This window comes from Hamadaea flava (assembly GCF_024172085.1).
In the GTDB taxonomy this organism is placed as follows: Bacteria; Actinomycetota; Actinomycetes; order Mycobacteriales; family Micromonosporaceae; genus Hamadaea; species Hamadaea flava.
The window spans coordinates 2,516,385-2,539,203 of the sequence record NZ_JAMZDZ010000001.1; the positions used below are offsets into that span (position 1 = coordinate 2,516,385).

General features: G+C 69.9%; 15 protein-coding genes. 4 read left to right on the forward strand and 11 right to left on the reverse strand.

What is annotated here, in order from left to right; all coding sequences use genetic code 11:
• Window positions 1-57: 57 nt before the first annotated feature.
• The 4 genes from uvrA to HDA40_RS11825 form a co-directional block, all read right to left on the reverse strand.
• Window positions 58-2,496: an excinuclease ABC subunit UvrA gene (gene uvrA, locus HDA40_RS11810; RefSeq protein WP_308197693.1), complete on the reverse strand. Its 2,439-nt coding sequence runs from the start codon at window positions 2,494-2,496 to the stop codon at window positions 58-60.
• 27 nt (window positions 2,497-2,523) lie between these two features.
• Complete coding sequence (locus HDA40_RS11815; RefSeq protein ID WP_253754948.1) at window positions 2,524-3,510, reverse strand: alpha/beta fold hydrolase; 987 nt, start codon at window positions 3,508-3,510, stop codon at window positions 2,524-2,526.
• A 217-nt stretch (window positions 3,511-3,727) separates the two neighbouring features.
• The gene (locus tag HDA40_RS11820; RefSeq protein WP_253754950.1) at window positions 3,728-4,558 is read right to left on the reverse strand and encodes an alpha/beta fold hydrolase; all 831 of its coding nucleotides are present in this window, start codon (window positions 4,556-4,558) and stop codon (window positions 3,728-3,730) included.
• Window positions 4,555-5,148: a PadR family transcriptional regulator gene (locus HDA40_RS11825; RefSeq protein ID WP_253754952.1), complete on the reverse strand. Its 594-nt coding sequence runs from the start codon at window positions 5,146-5,148 to the stop codon at window positions 4,555-4,557. Before HDA40_RS11825 ends, HDA40_RS11820 begins: the two co-directional genes overlap by 4 nt.
• 76 nt (window positions 5,149-5,224) lie before the next feature.
• On the opposite strand from HDA40_RS11825, the gene HDA40_RS11830 reads away from it, so the two are divergent.
• Complete coding sequence (locus HDA40_RS11830; protein WP_253754953.1) at window positions 5,225-5,854, forward strand: dienelactone hydrolase family protein; 630 nt, start codon at window positions 5,225-5,227, stop codon at window positions 5,852-5,854.
• On the opposite strand, the gene HDA40_RS11835 is transcribed toward HDA40_RS11830, so the two are convergent.
• The gene (locus tag HDA40_RS11835; RefSeq protein WP_253754955.1) at window positions 5,851-6,519 is read right to left on the reverse strand and encodes a class I SAM-dependent methyltransferase; all 669 of its coding nucleotides are present in this window, start codon (window positions 6,517-6,519) and stop codon (window positions 5,851-5,853) included. The genes HDA40_RS11830 and HDA40_RS11835 overlap by 4 nt on opposite strands.
• 10 nt (window positions 6,520-6,529) lie before the next feature.
• Window positions 6,530-8,440: an APC family permease gene (locus HDA40_RS11840; protein WP_253763612.1), complete on the reverse strand. Its 1,911-nt coding sequence runs from the start codon at window positions 8,438-8,440 to the stop codon at window positions 6,530-6,532.
• Window positions 8,441-8,616: 176 nt separating this feature from the next.
• Here HDA40_RS11840 and HDA40_RS11845 point away from each other — a divergent pair, with 176 nt between their 5' ends.
• The 3 genes from HDA40_RS11845 to HDA40_RS11855 are packed head-to-tail and all read left to right on the forward strand — an operon-like array spanning window position 8,617 to window position 11,693.
• The gene (locus tag HDA40_RS11845) at window positions 8,617-9,225 is read left to right on the forward strand and encodes a zinc metalloprotease (protein WP_253754957.1); all 609 of its coding nucleotides are present in this window, start codon (window positions 8,617-8,619) and stop codon (window positions 9,223-9,225) included.
• Window positions 9,226-9,282: 57 nt separating this feature from the next.
• A complete protein-coding gene (locus HDA40_RS11850) occupies window positions 9,283-10,032 on the forward strand; it encodes a hypothetical protein (RefSeq protein WP_253754958.1) in 750 nt (249 codons plus the stop codon).
• A complete protein-coding gene (locus HDA40_RS11855) occupies window positions 10,029-11,693 on the forward strand; it encodes a right-handed parallel beta-helix repeat-containing protein (protein WP_253754960.1) in 1,665 nt (554 codons plus the stop codon). The genes HDA40_RS11850 and HDA40_RS11855 overlap by 4 nt, the downstream gene beginning before the upstream one ends.
• Window positions 11,694-11,744: 51 nt before the next feature.
• On the opposite strand, the gene HDA40_RS41445 is transcribed toward HDA40_RS11855, so the two are convergent.
• Genes HDA40_RS41445 through HDA40_RS11880 form a run of 5 tightly spaced genes read right to left on the reverse strand, consistent with a single transcriptional unit; the run spans window position 11,745 to window position 22,805 of the window.
• Window positions 11,745-13,916, reverse strand: a complete 2,172-nt coding sequence (locus HDA40_RS41445; protein ID WP_275978223.1) for a WXG100 family type VII secretion target — start codon at window positions 13,914-13,916, stop codon at window positions 11,745-11,747.
• Between the two features lie 36 nt (window positions 13,917-13,952).
• Window positions 13,953-16,241: a WXG100 family type VII secretion target gene (locus HDA40_RS11865; protein ID WP_253754962.1), complete on the reverse strand. Its 2,289-nt coding sequence runs from the start codon at window positions 16,239-16,241 to the stop codon at window positions 13,953-13,955.
• A 29-nt stretch (window positions 16,242-16,270) separates the two neighbouring features.
• A complete protein-coding gene (locus HDA40_RS11870) occupies window positions 16,271-18,322 on the reverse strand; it encodes a hypothetical protein (protein WP_253754964.1) in 2,052 nt (683 codons plus the stop codon).
• Window positions 18,323-18,352: 30 nt separating this feature from the next.
• Window positions 18,353-20,779: a hypothetical protein gene (locus tag HDA40_RS11875; RefSeq protein ID WP_253754967.1), complete on the reverse strand. Its 2,427-nt coding sequence runs from the start codon at window positions 20,777-20,779 to the stop codon at window positions 18,353-18,355.
• Window positions 20,772-22,805 (reverse strand): hypothetical protein, encoded by a 2,034-nt coding sequence (locus HDA40_RS11880; protein WP_253754969.1) that lies wholly within the window; start codon window positions 22,803-22,805, stop codon window positions 20,772-20,774. The genes HDA40_RS11875 and HDA40_RS11880 overlap by 8 nt, the downstream gene beginning before the upstream one ends.
• Between the last annotated feature and the right edge of the window lie 14 nt (window positions 22,806-22,819).

Genomic DNA, 22,819 nt, shown 5'->3' on the forward strand with positions numbered 1-22,819 from the left:
CGGAAACTCCATGATCAACGGGCGGAAGGGGTGAGCGGACGCGAGAGCGGAGATGGGTCAGCGGGCGGCGAGGTAGGCGGCGAGGTAGGGGGCGGTGCGGCTGCCGGGTGCGGTGGCGACCTCGGCCGGTGGACCGGCGGCGACGATGCGGCCGCCGTCGGAGCCGCCACCGGGGCCGAGGTCGAGAACCCAGTCCGCGCCGGCGATCACGGCGAGGTCGTGCTCGACGACGATCACCGTGTGGCCCTGGTCGACCAGACCGTGCAGCTGTCGCGTGAGGACTTCGACGTCGGCCGGGTGCAGTCCGGTCGTGGGCTCGTCGAGCAGGTACAGCGTCCGGCCACGACGGCCGCGCTGGAGTTCGGCGGCGAGTTTGATCCGCTGGGCCTCGCCGCCGGACAACTCCGTCGCGGGCTGCCCCAAGTGGAGATAGCCCAGCCCCACATCCCGGAGTACGCGAAGACTCCGCGCCGCGGCGGGCACGTCGGCCAAGAACTCCGCCGCGTCGTCCACGGTGAGGTCGAGGACGTCGGCGATGGTCCGGTCGCGGTAGGTGACCTCCAGCGTCTCCGCGTTGTATCGGGCGCCACGGCAGGTCGGGCACGGCTGATAGGTCCCGGGCAGGAAGAGCAGCTCGACGGCGACGAAGCCCTCGCCCTGGCAGGTCTCGCACCGGCCCCCGGCGACGTTGAAGGAGAACCGGCCGGCGGTGTAGCCGCGTTCCTTGGCCAGCGGCGTACCGGCGAACACTTTGCGTACGGCGTCGAACAGGCCGGTGTAGGTGGCCAGGTTCGACCGGGGCGTACGCCCGATCGGCCGCTGGTCGACCCGGACGAGCCGGTCGAGCTGCTCGACGCCGGCCGCGGTGACGCCGACGGACGCGTCGACCGACTCTTCCAGCGAGTCGTCGTCCTCGGCAACGTCTGCCTCGTCGGTGTCCGAGCGCAGCGACGCGGCGACGACGTCGGCGAGCACCTGACTGACCAACGTGGACTTGCCGGAGCCGGAAACCCCGGTGACGGCGGTGAACACGCCGAGCGGGAACGCCGCGGTCAGGTCGCGCAGGTTGTGCCGGTCGACGCCGGAAAGTTCCAGCCAGCCGCTCGGCTTCCGGGGTGGAGTATCCACGACCGACTGACTGCCGAAGAGGAACCGGGCCGTGGCCGACCCCTCGACCGCAGCCAGCCCGTCGACGGGACCGCTGTAGAGAACCTCGCCGCCGTGGCCTCCGGCGCCGGGACCGACGTCGATCAGCCACGCCGCTGTGCGTATCACTTGGAGATCGTGTTCGACGAGCAGGAGCGAGTTGCCCGCGGCCCGGAGCCGCGCGAGCAGTGTGAGCAGGGGTTCGGTGTCGGCCGGGTGCAGTCCGGCGGACGGTTCGTCCAGCACGTAGACCACGCCGAACAGGCCCGAGCGCAGCTGAGTCGCGAGCCGGAGGCGTTGCAGTTCGCCGGCCGAGAGGGTGGGCGTGGCGCGGTCGACGCTGAGGTAGCCGAGGCCGAGTTCGACGAGGAGGTCGATCCGGGCGAGCAGGTCGGGGACGATCGTCGCGGCGGGTCCCTCGGTCGGCGGTCGGTCGCGCAGCACGCCGCCGAGGTCCCGCAGCGGTAGCGCTGCCATGTCGGCTATGGACAGTCCGGCGTACGCGACCGCGAGTGACGAGGGCCGCAACCGGCGGCCCTGGCAGACCGGGCACGGCGACGTACGCAGAAAGCGCCGCATCCGCTGCCGGATCGGCAGGCTCTTCGACGTCGCGAAGGTGTGCAGCACATAGCGTTCGGCGCTCTGATAGCGCCCCTGGTACGGCCGCTGGATCCGGCCCACCTCGCGTTCCGGGTGGACGGTGACGACCGGTTGCTCGTCGGTGAACAGGATCCAGTCGCGGTCCTGTTGTGACAGTTGCGACCACGGACGGTCCACGTCGTACCCGAGGGTGACGAGGATGTCGCGGAAGTTCTTGCCCAGCCACGCTCCCGGCCATGCGGCGATGGCCCGGTCGCGAATGGACAGCGAGGGGTCGGGCACGAGCGATTCCTCGGTGACCCGGTGCAGCAGGCCCTGGCCCTGACATTCGGGGCAGGCTCCGGCCGGGGTGTTCGGCGAGAACGCGTCCGAGTCGACGCGCGGCGCTTCGGGCGGATAGTCGCCGGCGCGGGAATAGAGCATGCGCAACAGGTTCGACAGGGTGGTGACCGTGCCGACCGACGACCGCGACCCCGGCACCGCCCGCTGCTGGCCGAGCGCGACCGCCGGAGGCAACCCGGTGATCTCGTCCACCTTCGGCGCGCCCACCTGGTTGAGCAGGCGGCGGGCGTACGGCGAGACCGACTCCAGGTAGCGACGCTGGGCCTCGGCGTAGACGGTGCCGAACGCCAGCGACGACTTGCCCGAGCCGGAGACTCCGGTGACGACGACCAGCTCGTCACGCGGGAACTCGACGTCGACACCGCGCAGGTTGTGCTCGCGCGCTCCCCTTACCCGGACGAACCCCACCCGGACATGATCACACTTCGCGCCGCGTCAGCGGACGTGCTCCCGGAGGATCGCCGCGAATTCCTCCGGCCGCTCGATGTGCGGGCTGTGTCCCACACCGGCGAACGTGATCTCCCGGTATTGGCCGCCGGCAGCCGCGTAGCGGTCCAGCACCTCCCGCGTCTGGCTCACCATCGGCTGTGGGGGCGCGTCCCGCTCGCCCGGCCAGCCGGGCACCACGCCGAGTTTCCCCAGGTACGCGAGATCGAAAGCGGACGTGTCCGACACGATCACGTCCTTGTCGCCGCGTACCCAGGCGATCGGGGGCTTGGCTTCGAGGGCGACCAAGGCGTCGGCGACGTTGTGGTGCCCGGGGTCCATCGCGTTCGCCACGCCCCTGGTCCCGGCGCGTACGCCCGGCCACCCCTCGGCGGGCACGGAGTCGCCCGGATAGTTGTCCTCGCCGACCGCCGTCGACAGCACCGTGTCGAGCAACGCCTCCTCGTCGTCGCCGAGGGACGCCGGGTCGGCCACATAGCAGGTACGCAACACCGCCCGGGGGCTGGTCGGGGTGTCGCCGGACCGGTCGCCGGCCGCCAGCGCGGCGACGAAGGCGGGGTTCACCGCGCCCGCCCCGCCCGCGCCGAACCCGTACGGCGACAGCGGCGACTCCAGGACGAGCGCCGTGACCCGCTCGGGGTGATCGATCAGAAGCTGAGTGGCGATGCCACCGCCCATCGAGTGACCCACCACCACCGCGGGGCCCATGCCGAGCGCGTCGAGCAGCGCCGCCAGATCGTCGGAGAAGTCACGGAGTCCCCTGGTGGCGTCCACCGGGGCGGTCTCGGTGTCGCCGTAGCCACGCAGATCCGGGGCGACGATCCGCCACTCCTCCGGAAGATGCCGCAACAGCGGCGCCCAGTACGCCGCCGACGAGCAGTTGCCGTGCACCAACAGGACGGGCAGGCCGTCGAGCGGGCCGCGTACCAGGAGGTTCTGCTCGATGCCGTGGGCGGAGACCAACATGTCAGCCATGCTCGCCCCCGCCCGGCGTCGTTAACAGTGGCTCGACCCGCCACTCCGGCGGCGGCCGAGGTGTGGGCTCGCCCCACCTCCCCCTTGTTGATCTAGGCGAGAACGGGCGGTCCTGGCCACCCTTTACCGACTAGATCAACAAGTGCGCTGGTGATCTTGAACGGAAAACGTCGCCCGGGCGACGGAAACCATTCAAGATCACCCAGACCACAACGGACTAAGCGAAGAAATCGCGCAAGATGGACGCGACCACTGCGGGCTTGCCGCGCTGAGAAGCGTTCCCGGCAGCCCCATGATCGAGCCCGTCCATCTGGACGTGCCGAGCCGACGGCAGCACCTGGGCCAGCGAGACGACCGACTCCCGCAGGTACGCCGGACTCCGCGTCCCGTTCAGCAGGAGCACGTCGGCGGTGATCCCGGCGTACTGGTCGAACGGGCCGCTGGCCTCGGCGGACAGGGTGAAGTCGTAATGCAGCAACGGGCCCAGTTCACCCATCGGCACGTAGCCGTCGACACCCGTCCGGCGAGCATCCGCACGGAGGCCCAACGCGGTGAGCCGGCGCAGCACCGGTCGCGGCAGACGTCGCAGGAAGGCAGGCCCCATCTCGGCGAAGATCATGCCCGTCACGAGCGCGTCGAGGACGTCGCCCGCCGCCAGCGAGGCATCCAGCTGGCCCAGCGCCGCCACCGGACGGGCGGACGAGGCGAACAGCGGCGGCTCGAAGATCGCCGCTTTCTTGATGGATGAGGCAGCCTGCAGGGTGAGGATCGCGCCGGAACTGACGCCGAAGACGTTCTGCGCCCCCGTCGCCGACAGCACCGCGCGGACGTCCTCCACCTCCGGCGACGAACCGTACGCGCCGCTCAGCCCCCGGCCTCGCCGGTCGAGCAGGTGCACGGTGAACCGGTCGCTCAACGCCTCGGCCAGCTCCCGGTGGCTGACCGCGGACTCCATCGCGCCGTGCAGGATGAGCAGCCCCGGGCCGGTGCCCACGGAGTACCAGCCGAGCGTCGCGCCGTCGGGCGCGGTGGTCGTGCGCGTGATCATGATTGCCCTCCAGAAACCGCCGCTGACCAGGCGGAGTGCCACTCGGCGATCTTGCCGAGGAGGTCGCGGACGAAGCGGATCTCGGTGTCGAGCAGGGCGAGGCGGTACTCCTCCTCGACGAGGAACAGCGGATGCACGTCCCCCGCGAGCGCTTTGTCGATCTCCTGGCGCGACGAAGCGTGGTGCGCCGTCAGCCGGTCGAGCCGCGTACGCAGCAACGCGGCGACCTCGTCCGGCGGCAGCGCGCCGATCAGCGACAGCGCCGTCACGAAGCGCGGGTACTCGTGCTCCGGCTCGGCCACCAGCTCCCGCAGCCAGTCGCGCAGCTCGCGCCGACCGGCGTCGGTCATCGCGTACACGGTGCGTTCGGGGCGCAGTCCCGCCCGGCCGGTCTCCACCGGCGCCACGAAACCGGCCTTCTCCAGCTGCTGAAACACCATGTAGAGCGAGCCGTGGGTGAATTTGATGCTCCGGTCGTCGCCGTGCGCGCGCAGCGTCCGCCCCAGGTCGTAGGGATGCGTCGGACCCTGCGTCAGGTAGGACAGCACCGCCAGCGCCAGCAGGTTGCCGACCTTCCGCCTCTTCGCCATGAACCTATTATTCAGTCCTGACTAATTAGAGTCAACTAATCGATTGCGATACCGATCCCCGGGGAAAGGGGACGAGATGACCGAAGATGTCGCGATCCCTCTGCCCACCGGGCAGGGCGAGGTGGCCGCCACCCTCACCGTCCCGGACGACCCCCGGGGCCTGGTCGTGTTCGCGCACGGCAGCGGCAGCTCCCGGCACAGCCCGCGCAATCGCCAGGTCGCGGACCTGCTCCAGGACCGCGGCCACGCCACGCTGCTGCTCGACCTGCTCACCGTGGCGGAGGAGATCGAGGAGCGGTCCCGCTTCGACATCCCGTTGCTGGCCGCGAGGCTCCAGACCGCTTGCCTATGGGTACGCGAAGAGCCCGCACTGGCACCCGTGCGGCTGGGCCTGTTCGGGGCCAGCACCGGGGCGGCCGCCGCTCTCATCACGGCGGCGGAACCCGGGATGGAGGTGGCCGCCGTGGTCTCCCGGGGCGGGCGGCCCGACCTGGCCGGGCCCTATCTGCCGCTCGTGCCGTCGCCGACGCTGCTCATCGTGGGCGGCGACGATCCGCAGGTACTCGACCTCAACCGGCAGGCGGCCGGGCTGCTACCGCAGTCGCGACTGGCGATCGTGCCCGGCGCGACGCACCTGTTCGAGGAGCCCGGCGCCCTCCACCAGGTCGCCGAACTCGCCGCCGACTGGTTCACCCGTCACCTCTAGGGGCGGTGGAACTCGGCGACCCAGCGGCGTACGGGTGGGTCCTCGTCGTCCAGCACCTCGTCGACGGCGGACGCGACCAGGCCGCCCGTCGCGAAGGCGGCGACCTCTGCCCGGGTCAGCGGCCAGGGCATCTGGCCGGGGTCGCCGTCGTCGTCGCGGGCGCGGGCCAGCACGAGCAGTGTGCCGCCCGCACCGGTGAGGGCGGCGCTGTTCGCGATCGCCGTACGCCGAGCCTCGCCCAGCAGCACCTGCACGGTGTAGACCTCGAGCACCACGTCGAATCCGCCGAGCCAGTCCGGCGGCAGGTCGAGCAGGTCCGCGACCCGATAGTCCACCCTGGACGACGGGAATCGGCGGCGGGCCGCCGCGACGGCGGTCGGGGCCACGTCGAAGGCGACCACGTCGTAGCCCAGCCCGGCGAGGAACTCCGCGTCGTCGCCCAGCCCGCAGCCGATGACGACCGCACGGCCCGTCGCCGTCGCCCGACCGGCCGCCCAGCGGACCAACAGCGGGTTCGGCTCCAGGTCGGCCCACGGCACGACAGCCTCGCCCTGCTCGGCGGCGGCGTACAGCGTCTCGAACCAGGCAGTCGGCTCCCCGGCGGCCACCGATTCGGCGGCCAACCGGCGGGCGGTGCTGCGGTCGGTCATGCTGCGTTCGATCATGATCGCCAGATTAGCCGCCGACGTGGATGCCCGGACGTTGGGCCGGATCGGGCTCGAGCCGACGGATGATCTCGCGGACCACCGGCGGGGTGTCGCCCCGGCCCAGGATGAGGTATCGGAACAGGTGCGCCAGCGGAGCGCCCTCCGACCACTCGAAATAGCAGTGCGGGCGTACGCCGGTCTGATCGCGCAGGGCCAGCAGGATCGCCGCGATCGCGTTGGGCGCGGCCGGGCTCTGCGCCCGCAGGATCCGGTGGCCGCCGATCTCGACACCGTGCACCCGCAGGACGTCGCTGAACTTCGACGGGTCCACGATGTCGATCTCCAGGAAGAGCACGTCGGCCCGGCCCGGCACCGGGTTCATCCCCCGCTGCTCGGACTCCTTCTCGTCGTACTCGGCGACGTCGCCCGCCTGGCGGCGGTTGGCGATCAGGTTCAGCGCCCCGTCGTGCTCCAGCGACTCGGTGACGAACCGCCGCGCGCGGTCGTCGAACTCGATACGGTCCGCCCGCAACTCCGTCGTCCGGCTCACCCGCGAGATCAGGGACACCGCGATGATTCCGGCGATGAACAGGGCGGAGATGGCGATGCCGTCCGGCTTCTGGCGGATGTTCTCGCCCAACGCGTACAAGAGGATGAGCGTGAGGACCGCGAAGCCGGCGGCGGCCCACTTCTGCCGGTAGCGCACGGCGGAGATGGTGACCGCGACCGCGCCCGAGACCATCATGGCCAAGATGCCGGTGGCGTAGGCGCCGGCCTGCGCGTTCACGTCCGCGCCGAACGCGATGGTGATGACCACGGAGATGACGGTGTAGACCATGACCACCGGGCGGACCGCACGCCCCCACTCCGGCGCCATCCCGTAGGAGGGCAGGTAGCGCGGCACGATGTTGATGAGCCCGGCCATCGCCGAGGCCCCGGCGAACCACAGGATGAGGATCGTGGAGATGTCGTAGACGGTCCCGAAGCCCTCGCCGAGATACTCGTGCGCCAAGTACGCGAGCGCACGGCCGTTGGCCTCCCCGCCGGGCTGGAACTGCTCCGCCGGGATGAGGATGGTGGTGACGAGGCTGGTCGCGATCAAATAGACCGACATGATCAGCGCGGCCGTCGTGAGCAGCTTGCGGGTGTTCTTGATCCGCGACCGCAGACGGGTCTTGGGGTCCTCGCCGGTGGCGGCGATCAGCGGCATCATGCTCACGCCCGTCTCGAATCCGGACAGGCCCAGCACCAGCAGCGGGAACGCAACCACAGCGGGGCCGATCACGCCGGTCCAGCCGCCCTGACCGGAGGTGAGCGCGTCGGTCCAGTTCGCCCAGGCGCCGCCGGTCGTGAAGATCTCGGCGAACCCGACGACGACCACGACCGCGTTCAGCCCCAGGAAGACGGCCACGAGCGGGATGGCCACCCCGACCGCCTCGCTGAACCCGAGCAGGAACACGCCACCGAGGATGAGCAGCAGGACCACCGTGATCAGGACGGCGTGGCCGTGCAGGAAACTCGGCGCGTGCGGGTTCTCCAGCAGGTGGACCGAGGCGTCGGCGGCCGACAACGTGATGGTGACGATCCACGACGTGGCCACGAACCCGAGCAGCACCAGGACGAACACCTTGCCGCGCCAGAACGGCAGCAGGTCTTCCAGCATCGCCACCGAGCCCTGCCCGTGCGGGCTCTCCTTGGCCACCCGCCGATACATGGGCAGCATGCCAAGCAGCGTCAGCGCCACGATCAGCAACGTCGCCAGCGGAGACAGCGCACCCGCGGCGAGCGCGGCGATGGCGGGCAGATAGGCCAACGTGGAGAAGTAGTCGACGCCGGTCAGGCACATGACCTTCCACCACGGCTGTGGTTCCGCGTGCCCCTCCTGCGCCTCCGGCCCGACGACGCCCTGCACCCGGTGCTGCAACAGCCATCGACCCAGCGGACCGGGCGGGCCGGACCGGGGACCGGGCGTCTCGACGACCGCGGGGACGGCGTACTGCGGCTTGCCGGGCCCAGCAGTGGGCTCGGTAGTGGGCTGGTTCTTCTTCTTGGTCTCGCGCGGCACCCGATCACGATAGGGGGTTTGACCAAATCACCGAAGGGAAGGTTGACGTTATGCGTCATCGGTCCACCTTCGCGCAGTTCGCCGACGAGAGCGGCGTCCTGCTGATCGTCGCGATCCTGGTCGCCGGGCTCGCCGCCGTACGCCTGCCCGCCGCACATCCGGGCAGGTCAACGGGTGCGTACCTGATCGCCGGGCTGATCACGTTAGCCGTCTTCGGGCTGTGCGCGGCAGCGCATGAGCTTGCTCACGCGATAGCTCCGGCATCGGGGTCGGCGTCGGCGGAGTTGGTGGCGGCGGCGGCCGGGCCGCTCGCGAGCCTCGGGCTCGGCGGTCTCTGCGGCGTCGCGACGGCGGCGTTGGCTCTGTCGGGCGCGGGCGGCCTGACCGTGTCGGTGGCCGCCTACATCGGCTTGGCCAATCTCGTGCTGGCCGCCGGAACGCTGCTCCCCGGGGCGTCGTCAGACGGCGGACGGCTGCTGCGGGCCTGGATCTGGCGGACGACCGGCGACCCTCGCCGGGCGACGCGGGGTGCGGCGCGGACCGGCCGCGCGATCGGATTCGCCCTCATCCTCGGCGGCGTCGTCGTCCTCGTCGCCGGAGCTGCGGTCGCGGGCATCTGGCTCGCCCTGACCGGCTGGTTCGTCGCCGCCCAACTGTGATCCCGCGATCTTGTCGCGCCTCGCCGCGAACCGGGTCGACGTGACAGAATCAGGCGCATGTCCAAAGTCACCTGCGTCGAGTGTGGGCATACCGAGCACGGCGACAGCTCTTACTGCATGAATCCGACGTGTGGCGAGCTATTGCCGACCGCGGTGCGTACGCAGTCGCAAGTGGACATCATCGACACGTCGGCTGTGGACTCACCAGTTGCCGAGTCACCGGAGCCGCTGGTCGAGCGGGCCGCAGAGCCGGCGTCCGTTGTGGATGATCCGGCTCCGCCCCTTATCGATGAGCCGGCTGCCTCGATCGAGCAGCCGCCGGTCGCCGCTCCCCCACTGCCCCCGCACCGCCCCGTACGCCGCAAGTCCGCGGTCGCGGCCGTCTCCAGCGCCCGCCGCTGGCTGCTGGGGTTGGGCGCGGCGGTCATCCTCTTCGCGCTCGCCGTGGCGTTCAGCCGAGGCACCACCCGGCCGACCCCCGAGATCTCCCCGGAGGCACTGCCCCGGGCGTCGGAGGTCGCGGCGATGGCGCCCCAGGTGACCTCCGTCAAGGACGAACGGGTCGCGGTGACCCTGGCCATCACCGACCACAGCGAGGGCAAGGCGGCCTTCTACGTGGTGGGCGGCCCGGTCGGCGGTGAACCGACCACATTGGCCGATGGGCAGAAGGGCGCGGCCACGATCCGGGTCAACGCCCTCAATCCCGAGGTCGAGTACTGTTTCGTCGTCGTCGCGGTGTTGTCCGTCGATGAGTTCGCCCCGTCCGCGCAGGTGTGCACGAACCGATTCGGAACGAAGAAGTCATGAGTGAAACGCTGCACGTCTCGCCGGACCTGCCGGGTGCGTACCCACGGGTCCAGGACGCCCTGTCGATGGCGCGCCCAGGTGATCAGATCGTCGTCAGCCCCGGTGAATACGCCGAGAACATCCGGCTCGACAACCGGACCGTCCTGATCAGCGCGGCCGAGCCGGGCACCGTGACCCTCTACGCCGCTGATCCACTGTGGCCGGTCATCGAGGCCCGGGGCAGTCTGATCGAACTGCGGCACCTGCGCATCGTCAGCGCGGAGGGCGCCGCGGTGGCGGCCACGCAGACGGACCTGAAGATCCTCGACTGCGAGATGTCGGCCGCCTCCGGCACGGGTGTGCACCTCGGCTCCGGCTGCCAGTTCGAACTGGACCGGTGCCGCGTCGTCGGCGCGCAGTTGGGCGTACAGCTCGACGGGTGCGCCGGGACGATGACGAACTGCACGATCTCGGAGATCGTCTCAGACGGCATCCTGATCCGCTCGGCCGACCCGGTGCTGCGCAACTGTGTGGTCAGCGACGCCGGTTACCGCGGCGTCTACATCTACGACTACTCCCGGCCCACCCTGGAGAACTGCGGCGTCTCGCGTACGGGCGACATCGGGATCGCCGTCGCCCAGCAGAGCAACCCGATCATGCGCCGCTGCCGGATCACCGAGACGGGCGGCGTCGGGATCAGCGTCGCCGCCGGCTGCGGCGGGCAGATCTCCGGGTGTGTCGCCGAGCAGACGGCCGCGCCGGGCATCCTGATCGCGCCGGGCAGCACAGTCGAGGTCGTCGAGGCCGGTCGGCCGCCGGCGGCGAAGATCGAGCCCGTCGCGGCAGCCGGCCGACAGGACGTCGCCCGCTCCGAAGACCTGCTCGGCCAGCTGGACGCCCTGGTCGGGCTGCCCGGCGTCAAGGCCGAGGTGCACGGGATCATCGACGAACTCCAGGTCAACGAGTGGCGGCGCAGCGGCGGCCTGTCCGTCGCGCAGTCCACCAACCACCTGATCTTCGCCGGATCGCCGGGTACCGGTAAGACGACGGTCGCCCGGATCTACGGCCAGTTGCTGGCCGCCCTCGGCATCCTGCCCCGGGGTGACTTCGTCGAGGTGTCCCGGCGCGACCTCGTCGGGCAGTACCTCGGGCACACCGCCGAGAAGACGTCGGCCGCGTTCGAGAAGGCTCTCGGCGGGGTGCTGTTCATCGACGAGGCGTACACCTTGTCGCGTACCTTCGGGTCGGGTGGCGACTTCGGCCAGGAGGCGATCGACACCCTGGTCAAGCTGATGGAGGACCACCGGCACGAGATCGCCGTGATCGCCGCCGGATACACCGGCGAGATGAACGACTTCCTCGACGCCAACCCCGGTCTGGCCTCCCGGTTCAACAAGACGATCGTCTTCGAGGACTACGAGGCGGACGAGCTGGTCGCCATCCTCAACACGATGGCCGAGGCCAACGAGTACACGTTGGACCCCCAGCTGCTCGCCGCGATCGGCGGTTACTTCTCCGCACTGACCCGCGACCGCAACTTCGGCAACGCCCGGGAAGCGCGCAAACTGTTCGACGGGATGCGCAAGGCGCAGGCCCAGCGGCTGCGGCAGTTGCGCCGGGTGCCGACAGCAGAGGAACTCCAGTTGCTCGTCTTCGACGACCTGGCCACCGTGCTGGCTTGACTACGCTTACGCCCGCGCTCTCGAAACTTGAGCGCGGGCGCTGCGGACTCCTCAGGCGGTTCCGTAAACGCGGGGTGCCGGCTCCTGCTCGGTCACCTCTGGCGTCGGCGGTTGCGTCCAGCCAACCGTCTCGGACGCCACGACCTTGGGCTTGTCGGCGTTGGCGTCCTTGCCACGCCCGGTGAGAGCGGCCGGTCCGTTGCCGACTCCGGGGTCCACGAGTTTGGGGCCGCCTCGGCGTACCGGACGCGGGCCGCCGCCTCCGCCGCCACCACTGGCCCCACCCCCCATGCCGCCCATCGGCGGAAGGTACGGAGTGGACTCCATCGGCGTACCGGCGCCGCCGTTGATCGGCGTGTCGGTGGTCGGAGTCGGGCCGGGCTCGATGGGCTCGATGGGCGTGACAGGCGTGCTCTTGCCACCGCCTCCGCCGCCACCGCCGTTGGGGCCGGCCGTGTTCCGGCCGTCGAGGGACACCGGGGAACGGGGGTTGTTCCACGGGTTGTCGTCCCACCAGTCTGGCCGGGCCGAGGACCCCGGATCGGTGCCGTTGCCGCTGCCCGGCGTGATCGGAATCGTCGTACCCGGGGTGCCGCCGCCGTTGTTCGGAGTCGTCGTGCCTCCCCCGGTCGTGGGAACGGTGGGGATCGTGGGAACGACCACGCCGGTACCGGTGCCGGGGGTCGTCGTCCCGGTACCGGGAAGGGTCGGAATCACCGGCGGGGTCACTCCCGTCACGCCGGAGTTACCGGGAGTCGCACCTGAGGTGGCTCCCGGAGTGGTGCCTGGCGTCGTCCCGGGAGTGTCGGTCGGCTTGGTGGTGTCGGCACCGGTGTTGCCGTTCGGGTTCGGATTCGGGTCCTGGGTGTTCGCCCCGTGAGTCTTTCCACCTTTGTTGTTGCCCGGCTTGTTCTTGTCGTCGCCCGGCTTGTTCTTGTTGTCACCGGGCTTGTTCTTGTTGTCGCCCGGCTTGTTCTCCTTGTCGTCCGGCAGGCCGCCGCCCGGCCAGGGGGCGCTGCGTTCCTGGAACCCGTTCTTCGGCTTCTGCTGAGTGTTCGGGCCCGCCCCAGGGCCGGCTCCTGGCTTCCGCTCGTCGTCCACCTCCGGCTTCGGCTTGGTCGGCTTGAGCACTGCCTCCAGCATCAATCCCTTGTACGGCTGAGGAAGCGGTCGCCAGGACGAATTGGCGACGATTCCCTCGCTCATCTCCTTGCCGATCGCCCGAAGCCGCTTCGCGAACTCGTCCTCGCGATCCTGTGCCTTATCGCGGTACTTGTCCATGAGCTGTTGTGCGGTCTTGCCCATCCAGGAGCCGTTCACCTGCGCGTACTCGATATGCGCGTTCCACATCTTCGTCAGATCGTCGATGTCGTTCCGGTACCGGGTCAATTCCTGTTCGGCCAGCTCCCGGGCCGTCCTGATGGAGTGGGCCGCCCGGCCCAGCATCTGCGTCAGATTCTGAAGCTTGACGCTCCACTCCGACATCGAGGCGGCCGCCTCGTCCGACGCGCCGTCGAATGCCTTCGCGGCATCTCCGGCCCAGACCTTCGGCCGAGTCACCTGACCCACCCGATCCTGAAGCCGGGACGAGTAGGTCAGCAGATGCGTGCCGATCACCCCGAATCCGGTGGCGAGGTGAGTCAGCGGCTCATCCTTGACGCCCCAGATGGTCCATAGCACCTGCGGATACTCGATGTGGTCCCAATCGCTGGCCGGCGGCGGATCGGTGGTAGGCAAGGTGCTCCGACCGGCGACATCCGGCTCCGCCTTCACCACGATCACCGTGCTGACGTAGTAGCCCGGATGGTCGAAGCCGACTCCTGTCTTCTTCAGGATCGACTCGTCGACCTTGTCGAACTCTTTCTGCCCGTATACCTCGTTGTTGCCGTACTCGGCCGCCGCGATCTCGACCATCTTGCGATGCGACGCCAGGCCGTCGCGTACCACGTTCAGGTATCCGACGACCCCGGCCCTGGGATTGCCCAGGTACGCCCGCGCTGTCTGGACGAGATACGTGACCTCCGGAAGGTCGGCACCACCCATCGACGCATCGTGAATCTGATCGACATACTCCGTGATCTTGCTGTTCGTCCCGTATCGAACGTGCTTGCCGCTGCCGTCGAGGATGTCGCCGGAGTCGTCCCCGAACTGCTTCTCGAGCTTGCCGAAATCGTGCGTCCACTCCAGCATCTCGCCGCCGTGGACGTGCACCTCGTCAGCCATGGCGACCTCCTCCTCCGGGCATCGATACTCGCCCCATCAGGCTGAGCCGAGGACTCGGACGACCGGCTGTTCGGCCTCCGGCTTCGGCTCGGCTGTCCACCCGTCGGAGCCGGTCGACACGACCTGTGGCTTGCTCGCCGCTTGGTCACTGCCACGGCCGCTGAGCGCCGCCGGGCCGTTCCCGACCCCGGGATCCAGCAACTTGGGACCACCCCTGCGGACCGCGCGAGGTCCGCCGCCCCCGCCTCCGCCACCGCCGCCCGTCGGGGGCATCATCGGCGGAAGATAGGGCTGGGACTCTCCGGCGGCGCTCGTGGCGTTCGACGCGATCGGCGACGCCGCGGGCGGGGCGGCCGGAACGCCATCGCCCGGTGGGATCGGAGTGACCGGCGTACCGCCCCCTCCGCCACCACCGCCGCCCGGGTTGGCCGAGTTCCGGCCGTCCAGCGACACCGGCGAACTCGGGTTGTCCCAGGGGTTGTCGTCCCACCAGTCCGGCCGATTCCCGTTGGCGGTGGGGGTCGGATTGCCTGCGCCCGGCGTAATGGGCACCGTAACGCTCGGCTTGCCGCCACCTCCGCCACCAGAGTTCGGCGTCGACCCGCTCCCGGTGCCGGGCACCGTCGGGGGAGTGACGCCACCTCCGCCACCACCGCCGTTGGTGGAACCGTTGCCGGTTCCCGGGGTGGACGGGATGGCCGGGATCGTGGGAACGACGATTCCGCCCGTGTTGCCAGCCCCCCCGGGGTTCGATCCGCCACCGATCTCGGGAATCGACGGAGAGGTCACCCCGCCCACGGGCCCGTTGTTCGCGTTCCCGTTGTTCGAATTGCCGTTGTTGGTGTTCCCGTTGTTCGAGCCACCGGTATTGGGCAAGCCGTTGGTGCCGGGGAGTCCACCGAAGTTCGTGTCACGCTGGACGCCGACATCCAGGTCGTTCGGCATGCTCTCGTTGTGCTTCTTGGGATCCTTCGCGGCGGCGGCCGCCGCTGCGGCAAGTGCCGCGGCGAGCGCGTTCGCGACCTCGTTCGGATCGATCGGCGGCCCCGGCAACCAGCCGTCGCCGGGTTCCCACTCGATTTTCGGCGGCTTCTGGTTGGTGTTCGGCGGTTTGACGCTGGGGCCGGCTCCAGGCCCGGCGCCCGGGCCTGCCCCGGGTCCCGCACCCGGCCCGGTCGGCTTGCGCTTTTCCTGCGCCGGCCTGTGCGGCTTGAGCACGGCTTCCAGCATGATGCCCGAGTACGACTGGGGCAGCGGCCGCCACACCGAGTTCGCGACGATCCCGTCGCTCATGCCTCGGCCGATCTCCCGGAGCCGCTTCGTGAAGTCGTGCTGCAGACGATCCACGAAGTAGTGATAACCGATGACCAGATCGTCCGCCGTGTAGACGTTGCCGTCGTCGTCGTACCAGACGCCGTACTGGTTCGCCTGGGCGATCCGTGCGTTGTAGGTGGCCGTCAGGTTGTCGACGTCAGTACGGAACTTCGTGAGTTCACCCTCGGCAGTCTCCTGAGCACTGCTGATCGCGTACGCCGCCCGGCCGAGCGTCTGGGACAGATTCTGGAGTTTCGCGCTCCAGTCCGCCATCGAGGCGACCGCCTTGTCCGACGCGAGGTCGAATGCCTTGGCGGCGTCCCCCGACCAGGTCTTCGGTTTGGTGACCAAGCCGACCCGATCTTGCAACCGCGACGAGTAGACGAGCAGATGCGTGCCGATCACGCCGAACCCGGTGGCGAGATGGGTCAGCGGCCCCGGGACGACGCTGAAGATCGTCCACAGCACCTGCGGATACTCGATGTGCTCCCAATCGCTGGCCGGCGGCGGATCCGCGGTGGGCAGCGTACTGCGCCCGGCGACGTCGTCCTCGGCCGCGACGCTGACAGTCGTGTCCACGTACATCCCAGGGTGCTGCAACTCGACGCCGGTCTTCTGGAAGATCCGGTCGTCGATCTTGTCGAACTCCTTCTGGCCGTATACCTCATTGTTTCCGTACTCCGCGGCGGCGACCTCGACCATCTTCCGATGCGAGGCGAGCCCGTCGGCGATCACGTTCAAGTAACCGATCACGCCGGCATCGGGACTGCCGAGGTATGCCGTCGCCGTCTGGAGGAGGAAGGTGAGCTCCGGAAGATCGGCGCCACCGGTGTACCCGTTCCTGGCCTGCAGGAGATAGTCGGTGAGCTTGTCGTTCGTCCCGAACCGGACGTGCTTGCCCGCGCCGGAGACGATGTCGCCGGCATCCTCGCTGAAGCGCTTCTCGAACTTCGTGAAGTCCTGCACCCACTCCAACATGTCGCCACCATGCACATGCACTTCGTCAGCCATGGCACCCCTCCCGTGACGCCTGAACGGTACTACGACAGTTGTCGATAGATCGGCCGGGCAGCGGGCGTACCGCCTGCGGAATCGGGAACAGGAGCGGCCGCCACTGGCTCTTCCGGGGCCAGCCAGGTGCCCGCCTCGGTCGCGACGACCTGCGGTGCTTCCTTCTCGGTGTCCCGGCCGCGTCCGGTCAAGGCGCCCGGCCCCCGACGGCCGAAGCCCGGCTCCACCACTCGTGGACTGCCTCGGCGTACCGTGCGCGGGGCACCGGATCCACCGCTGGGCGCGCCACCGCCACCGCCCATCATCGGCGGGATGAACGGCATCGACGCGTCGGCGTTCGTCACCGGTGCGCCACCGATCGCGGTGGTTCCTCCACCCCCGCCCCCCGGGCCTAGCGAGGTCAGCGCCGACGCCTCAGCGTCCTCCGGCCCGCCGAGCCGGCCGTCGAGCGACACCGGCGACGTCGGGCTGTCGGTCCAGGTGTTCCACCACGGTGGAGTCCCGTTGCTCGCGTCGTCGGTGCTCCGCGACACCGGCTTCACCACGCCCGGCACCGTCGGCGTGACGACGCCGGAGCCGGGCGTACTCGGGACGGTCGGAGTCGTGGGGATCACGGGGACCGTGGGAACGGTGACACCCGTCCCCGGGCTGTCGGTTCCGGCTCCCGGAGCTGTCACCGTCGGCAGGTCCGTGGTCAGGCCGGGGATGGCGGGCGTCGCAGTGGTGGCACCGGGCAGGTCGGCGGTGGGCACGGCACCGGTGGGCAGGGCACCGGTCGGAATCACATTGGCCAGCGGGGTGACCGGAATCTGCGTCGGCTTGACCGGGTAGACGAGCGGTCGGCACATCTCGGGCGGATCGTAGGGATCGGTCTTCGGGATCTTCGGCTTGACCGTGGTGTTGGGCGGCTTCACCGTCGACCCCGGTCCGCCGCCCGGCCCACCACCCGGCCCCCCACCGGCGCCCCCGCCTGGCGCGTTCGGACCACCCGGCGTCACGACCGCGTCAAGCATCAGCCCCTGATACGGGCTCGGCGGTTCCCACTTGGCGTTGTCACCGATGACGGCGACGCTCATCTCCCGCCCGAACATGGCCAGCATCCTGGCCGCACCCTTCTCAAGACCTCTCACCTGCTTTTCGTAGGCATCGATGAGTTTGACGGCTGCCTCATGCGACTTCGCCTGCTTGAGCTTCGGCGTCAGTAAGTCGTACTCATACCGAACGTTGACCTCGAGCGATTCGAGCTCGAGGACGGCGTTCCGCCGAGCCTCGTCGACTACCAACGCGACCGAACGAAGTTTCTGCTCGAGGCTCTTCACCCCCTGGCTCCAGCCGTACATGTTGCCCGCTGTGGTCGCCGCCTGGCTCCGCACCAGGTCTGCCACGTCCCCGATCCAGTGCGCGTGCGAATCGAGAAGATCCACGACCCCCGTCAGCTTCCGGCCGTAATCGAAGAGCTCCAGCGAGACCCAGGCCAGCGCGTCGGCGATGTGCGTGATGGCCTGATCGTCGATGCCCAAGACCGTGTAGTAGATCTCCGGGTAGGGGATCTCCTCCCATTTACTCGGCTCGGTCGGGACCGCGCCCGCGGGCGGTGTCACTCGATCCCTGCCGCTCACCGCGCCGAGGCCGGCGATGGTGACGGTGCCCTGGCTCCGGCCCGGCTCGTCCATGAAGGAGATGCCTAGTTCCTTGAAGATGCCGTCGTCGACCTTGCTGAGCTCCTTGCGGCTGTACTCCTCATGATCGCCGTACGCCGACGCGGCGATCTCGACGGCCTTGCGATACGACTTCACCCCGTCCTGTAAGACGGCGGTGTAGCCCAGAATCCCCGAGCGGCCGTCACCGACGTACGCCCGCACGGCGCTGACGAAATAGGTGAACTCCGGCAGGACTCGCCCGAATCCGTTGATCTGAATCGCGTCGAAGTAGTCTCGGATCGGTAGTTGCCTGCCCCCGAAATGGGCGTGCGTGCCCTCGACATGATCGCCGATCGCGCTGTCGAGATTCTTCTCGAACCGCTGGAAGTCCTGCGCCCAGTCGCGCATGGCGTTGGGATGGACCTCGACCTCGTCGGCCACGGGCTTCCTCTCCGAACTTGGCTGAACCGGTCAGAGGGACGACTGCCGGCGGGTTGTCGGTGAGGCCGGGCCCGTGTCTGGGCTGACCGCTGGGGTCGTCGTCTCGATCTCTGGGGTCTGGTCGGCGAGCCACGGATCGGTCATCTGCTCGATCTCGACGGTCGGCTCGGGCGCCCGGCGCTTCTTCGTCCGTCCGGAGAGGACGGACTTACCGGCCGGGCCCTGGGAATCCACCAGCTTCGGCCCGCCTCGACGCGTCGTCTTGGGCCCGCCGCCACCACCGCCACCCATGCCGCCCATGCCGGCGCCACCCATCGGCGGCATCATCGGCGGGTACATCTGGGAGTTCGGATCGCCGCCGCCCCCGCCGATCGCGGAGGTCGTCAGGCCGGCGCCTTCGACACCGGGCCGGATGGGAGTCACCGGCGTACCGGCCAGCGGACCACCGCCGGACGAACCGCCGAGCCCACCGGCGCTCCCGCCGAGACCGTTGCGCCCGTCCAGCGACACCCCAGGGGTGATCGGATCGGGCGTCCACGGTTGATTGCCCCACGAGGAACCGCCACCGGGGGTGGTTCCTGTGCCACCGCCCGGCAGGATCGGCACCGTACCCGGGTTGCCGCCGGGATTGGTGCCTGCGCCACCCGGGTTGGTGCCTGTGCCGCCGGTGCCCGTGCCGGGGATCTGCGGTGGTGTGACGACCGGCGTCGAGCCGTTGCCGCCACCGCCGCCCGGATTGGTGCCGGAGCCGGGCAAGGTCGGCACCGAGGGAACGACGACTCCGCCGTTCCCCGATCCGGAGCCTCCGGTCCCTGTTCCGCCCGTCCCTGTTCCCCCAGTGCCAGGGATGACGGGCGGGGTCACGACCGGCGTGGTGCCACCCCCGGTGCCGGGGTTGCCGCCTCCGGTATTGCCACCACCGGTGTTGCCGCCGTTGCCGGTGCCAGGAACGTCGGGAATGTTCGGCGGCGTCGTGGTCGGATTGCCGCCGTTGTTCCCGTTGCCGTTGTTCCCGTTGCCGTTGTTGCCGTTGCCGTTGTTGCCGTTGCCGTTGTTACCGGTCGGGGTGGTCGTACGGTCGGTCGGCAGGGTGGGCTTGGTCACCGGATTCTTCGCATTGTTCTTGGCACCGCCACCCGGAACCTTCGGTGCGGAGACCTTGGGGGCGCCACCGCCCCCGGCTCCGCCTCCACCACCGCCGCCGCCACCCCCGCCGAGGTTGGGCGCGCCACCGCCGGCAGTGGGCAGATTCGGGTTGCCAGGATTGCCCGTGTCCTCCAGCAGCAGCCCGGAGTATTCGCCCGGCATCTTCCACGGGGCTGCGGCATGCACCTTCTCGCTGGCGTCCTTGCCCAGCTTCTTGACCTTCTCGAGCGCTTCCTTCTTGAGCCGGGTGATCTCCGCCGCCGCGTCGTTGGCCTTGCCCTCGATCTCGTTCTTCTGCGTGTTGTATTGGACCCTCGCCACGTCGGTCTGGCCATTGGGGCCCAGCCCGTTCCACCAGCTCCACAGCGCGCTCCCGGCGAACCGCATGCCGTTGATGATGGCGTGCTGCTTACCGAGGTCCTCCTCCAGCTTGGTGGAGATCTCGTTCGCGTCGTCCTGCGCCGCCATGACGACGACGGCCACCTTGTAGAGGGCCTTGCTCCGCTCCAGCAGCGGGGTCACCCAGGCGTTCATGGAGTCGTAGGTCCGTTCCGCCTGCGTGGCGAACACCTGGGAACCCGCGCCCTTCCAGATCGGGCCGTCGCCGCCGATCTCGGCGAGCGAACCGACCTCGCCCCAGAACGCGTTCTTCGCGGCGGAGAGGTCGCCACTGAGCGCCTCCAGGCGCCGGGCGCTGTCGGCGATCGCATCCCAGTTCGCCGAGCCGAGCATCCACACGATCTGCTCGAAGGTGAGCCCGTCCCAATCCGTCTTGCCCGGATCGTCGCCTTGAACCGGTGTGTTCTTCGAGGTGTCCTGGGCGGGGTGCAAGTCGGCGACGCCGTAGTAGTCGCCGTATTTCTCGATCTTCATCCCGAACTGCCCGGCCAAGACCTTATCGACGGCGAGCAGCTGCTTCTCGGAGTCGATCTCGTGACTCTTGTACTGCTGGGCGATCGCCTCGGCGGCCGTGGCGTACGACCGGATGCCCTTGGCCGCGGTGCCGAAGAAGCCGATGACGCCGCTGCCGCCGACGTCACCGGTCTGCACCCGGATGCTGTTCGCGAGGAACCCGAGCTCGCCCCAGAAGAAGAGCATGCCCTTGCTGGGGCCAGGCGGCGGCGCGACCTCCGGCGCGATGGTGTCGCCCAGATCGTCCATCAGGTCGGTGGATCGCTTGTAGATGTTGCCGTCCCCGGCGAGGACGCCGCCGAACTCCTTCTCGAAGGTGCTGGCCCGCTTGCGGATGTTCCCGGCCGCGGCAGTCATCTCCGGGACGGTGGACTCGACCATGTCCCCGATCTCACCCATGTTGCTCGCCCGCCGGCCCGGCTCGCCGCCGCCGGTCACTCGACCCGCGACTGGACGATGCCGCTCGCGCGGTACCGCCGGAGGGCGCCGATCCCGGCTCGACCGGTTCGGCCGGCACGGGTTCGGTCCAGCGCGGGGCACCACGGTGGACGGTCCGGGATCGGAGCACGTCCGGTCCGAGCCGGGTCTCGGCCGCCTGCACGACCTGGCCGGCGAAGGCTCGCGGAGATGCCGCCCACCGGCCGTCGAGGCGTACGCCGGGCGACGGCCACAGCCCGAGCGGCATCCCGGGCGGCAGGTCCTCGTCGCCGTGTGCGGTGATCGGCGTACGCGTGCCTCGGCCGGTGACCAGCCCGGACCGGTCGACGATCGGCGCTGGGCGCAGCTGCGTGTTCGGACCGCCGATCAGGGGTGGGCCGGTCAGCCCGGAGCGGCCGGCGAGCCCGGGCATGAGCGGCAAGGCGTCGCCGTCGTCGAGCCGGTGGAGCTGGTCCGGCCGCGATTGGCCGGGCTCGAATTGGCGTACCTGTTCGGTGGGAGCGCCGGGGAGCCGGGTGATCGGCGGTCCACCTCGGCTCGTGCCCCGGCCGCCCAACGACGGCGTCAGTCCGCCGCGTGAGCCGAGGATCGGCAGGCCGCCCACGCCGGTGGAGCCGCCGCCGATCCCGGGTGGCAGGGTGGTCAGCGGGGGTCGGCCGCTCAGGACGGGCAACCCGGCCGGCGGGCCCAGGACCGGCGCGGTGACCGGCGAACCGCCGAGGCCGGGCGGCGTCACTCCGCCGGCTGCGCCGTTGACGCCGCCGCCGGGAATGCCGGGGATGTTGGGCGGGACCACTTGACCGGAACCGTTTCCGTTGTTGCCGGTCGGTCCCGTTCCGTCGCCGGGATTGGTGCCGTCGCCGTCGTCCGGTCCGGGGCCCGGGTTCGGGGGGCCAGGCGGCGTCGGCACGTTCGGTCCACCCGGGACGTCGGGGCCGCCGGGGACGTTCGGAACGTTGGGGGTGTTGAGGTTGCCGCCGCCCGGGGCGTCGAGCCCGCCGGTCGGCGGGTTCGGGTCGAGCCCGACCAGCCCCCGGTAGCGGTCGACCGGCTCCCAGGCGTCGCCGCTGGTCGCCAGATCCTCGCCGAGCTGCTTGGCGATGGCGCGCGCCGAGATCGTCGCACCCATCCAGGCCTGGTTGATCTGCTTGAGGATCACGTCCTGCTTTTCGGGCGTGGTCGCTTCGGCCAGATCGAGCTGACGATCGTCCAAGGTGGTCTTCAGATCACCGGCGATCTGCTGGATCTTGGACTTCGCGTTGGCGAGGCGGACCGCGGTCATCTCGTAATTCGAGGCCCGCTGATCGGCGCTCGCCCGCCATCGCTTGGCGGAGGCGACGGTCTTGCCGACGTTGCCGTGGAACTCGGTGCCGCCTTCGCCGTACCAGTGCAGCCCCTTGACGTCTTCGCCGAACCGCCGCTGCGCGGTGTCGATCGCGTCGGCGATCCGCCGCCAGCCCGCCGCGACGTCGGTCACCGCGGTGACGTCGACGCCGAGGATGAGGGCCTTGATCTGGTCGAGGGACAACGCGTCCCACCCGGTACGCGTGTCGCCGGGGCGGGCGTAGCCGTAGTCCTTGGGCGCGGCCGGCGGCGCGGCCGGGGCGGTGACGGTCTCGCCGTAGTCCGGGCCGGGCGCCTCACCGGCGACGAGGGCGTCCTCGATCTTCTGCAGCGTCTTCTTGCCCTGCTGCTCCACCCGCTCGTACCAGCCCGCGGCGAGGTCGGCGGCGTATCCGGTGCTGGACAGGCCGTCGCCGAAGTCGAGGCTGAACGACTTCAGGACTTTGAGGTCGGCCAGCGCGACCCGGCCGAACCGGGCGAGTTCGAGGAAGCCGGGCGGGTTGCCGATGTTCCGGGCCGCCGCTTCGATGTCGGGCAATTCCTCACCAGCGACGCCGGCGAATCCGAGGGCTGCGCGGCGGGCATCCCCGCTGAAGGCACGCAGACCCTCCAGTTCCGCCTGGAGAAGGTCACCGTCCCCCACGATCAACAGGATAA

Coding starts and splice junctions, on each gene's coding strand:
- HDA40_RS11815 (WP_253754948.1), bottom strand. CDS start 3,510: ATGGCTGACATGTTGGTCTCCGCCCACGGCATCGAGCAGAACCTCCTG.
- HDA40_RS11820 (WP_253754950.1), bottom strand. CDS start 4,558: ATGATCACGCGCACGACCACCGCGCCCGACGGCGCGACGCTCGGCTGG.
- HDA40_RS11825 (WP_253754952.1), bottom strand. CDS start 5,148: ATGGCGAAGAGGCGGAAGGTCGGCAACCTGCTGGCGCTGGCGGTGCTG.
- HDA40_RS11830 (WP_253754953.1), top strand. CDS start 5,225: ATGACCGAAGATGTCGCGATCCCTCTGCCCACCGGGCAGGGCGAGGTG.
- HDA40_RS11835 (WP_253754955.1), bottom strand. CDS start 6,519: ATGATCGAACGCAGCATGACCGACCGCAGCACCGCCCGCCGGTTGGCC.
- HDA40_RS11845 (WP_253754957.1), top strand. CDS start 8,617: ATGCGTCATCGGTCCACCTTCGCGCAGTTCGCCGACGAGAGCGGCGTC.
- HDA40_RS11850 (WP_253754958.1), top strand. CDS start 9,283: ATGTCCAAAGTCACCTGCGTCGAGTGTGGGCATACCGAGCACGGCGAC.
- HDA40_RS11855 (WP_253754960.1), top strand. CDS start 10,029: ATGAGTGAAACGCTGCACGTCTCGCCGGACCTGCCGGGTGCGTACCCA.
- HDA40_RS41445 (WP_275978223.1), bottom strand. CDS start 13,916: ATGGCTGACGAGGTGCACGTCCACGGCGGCGAGATGCTGGAGTGGACG.
- HDA40_RS11865 (WP_253754962.1), bottom strand. CDS start 16,241: ATGGCTGACGAAGTGCATGTGCATGGTGGCGACATGTTGGAGTGGGTG.
- HDA40_RS11875 (WP_253754967.1), bottom strand. CDS start 20,779: ATGGGTGAGATCGGGGACATGGTCGAGTCCACCGTCCCGGAGATGACT.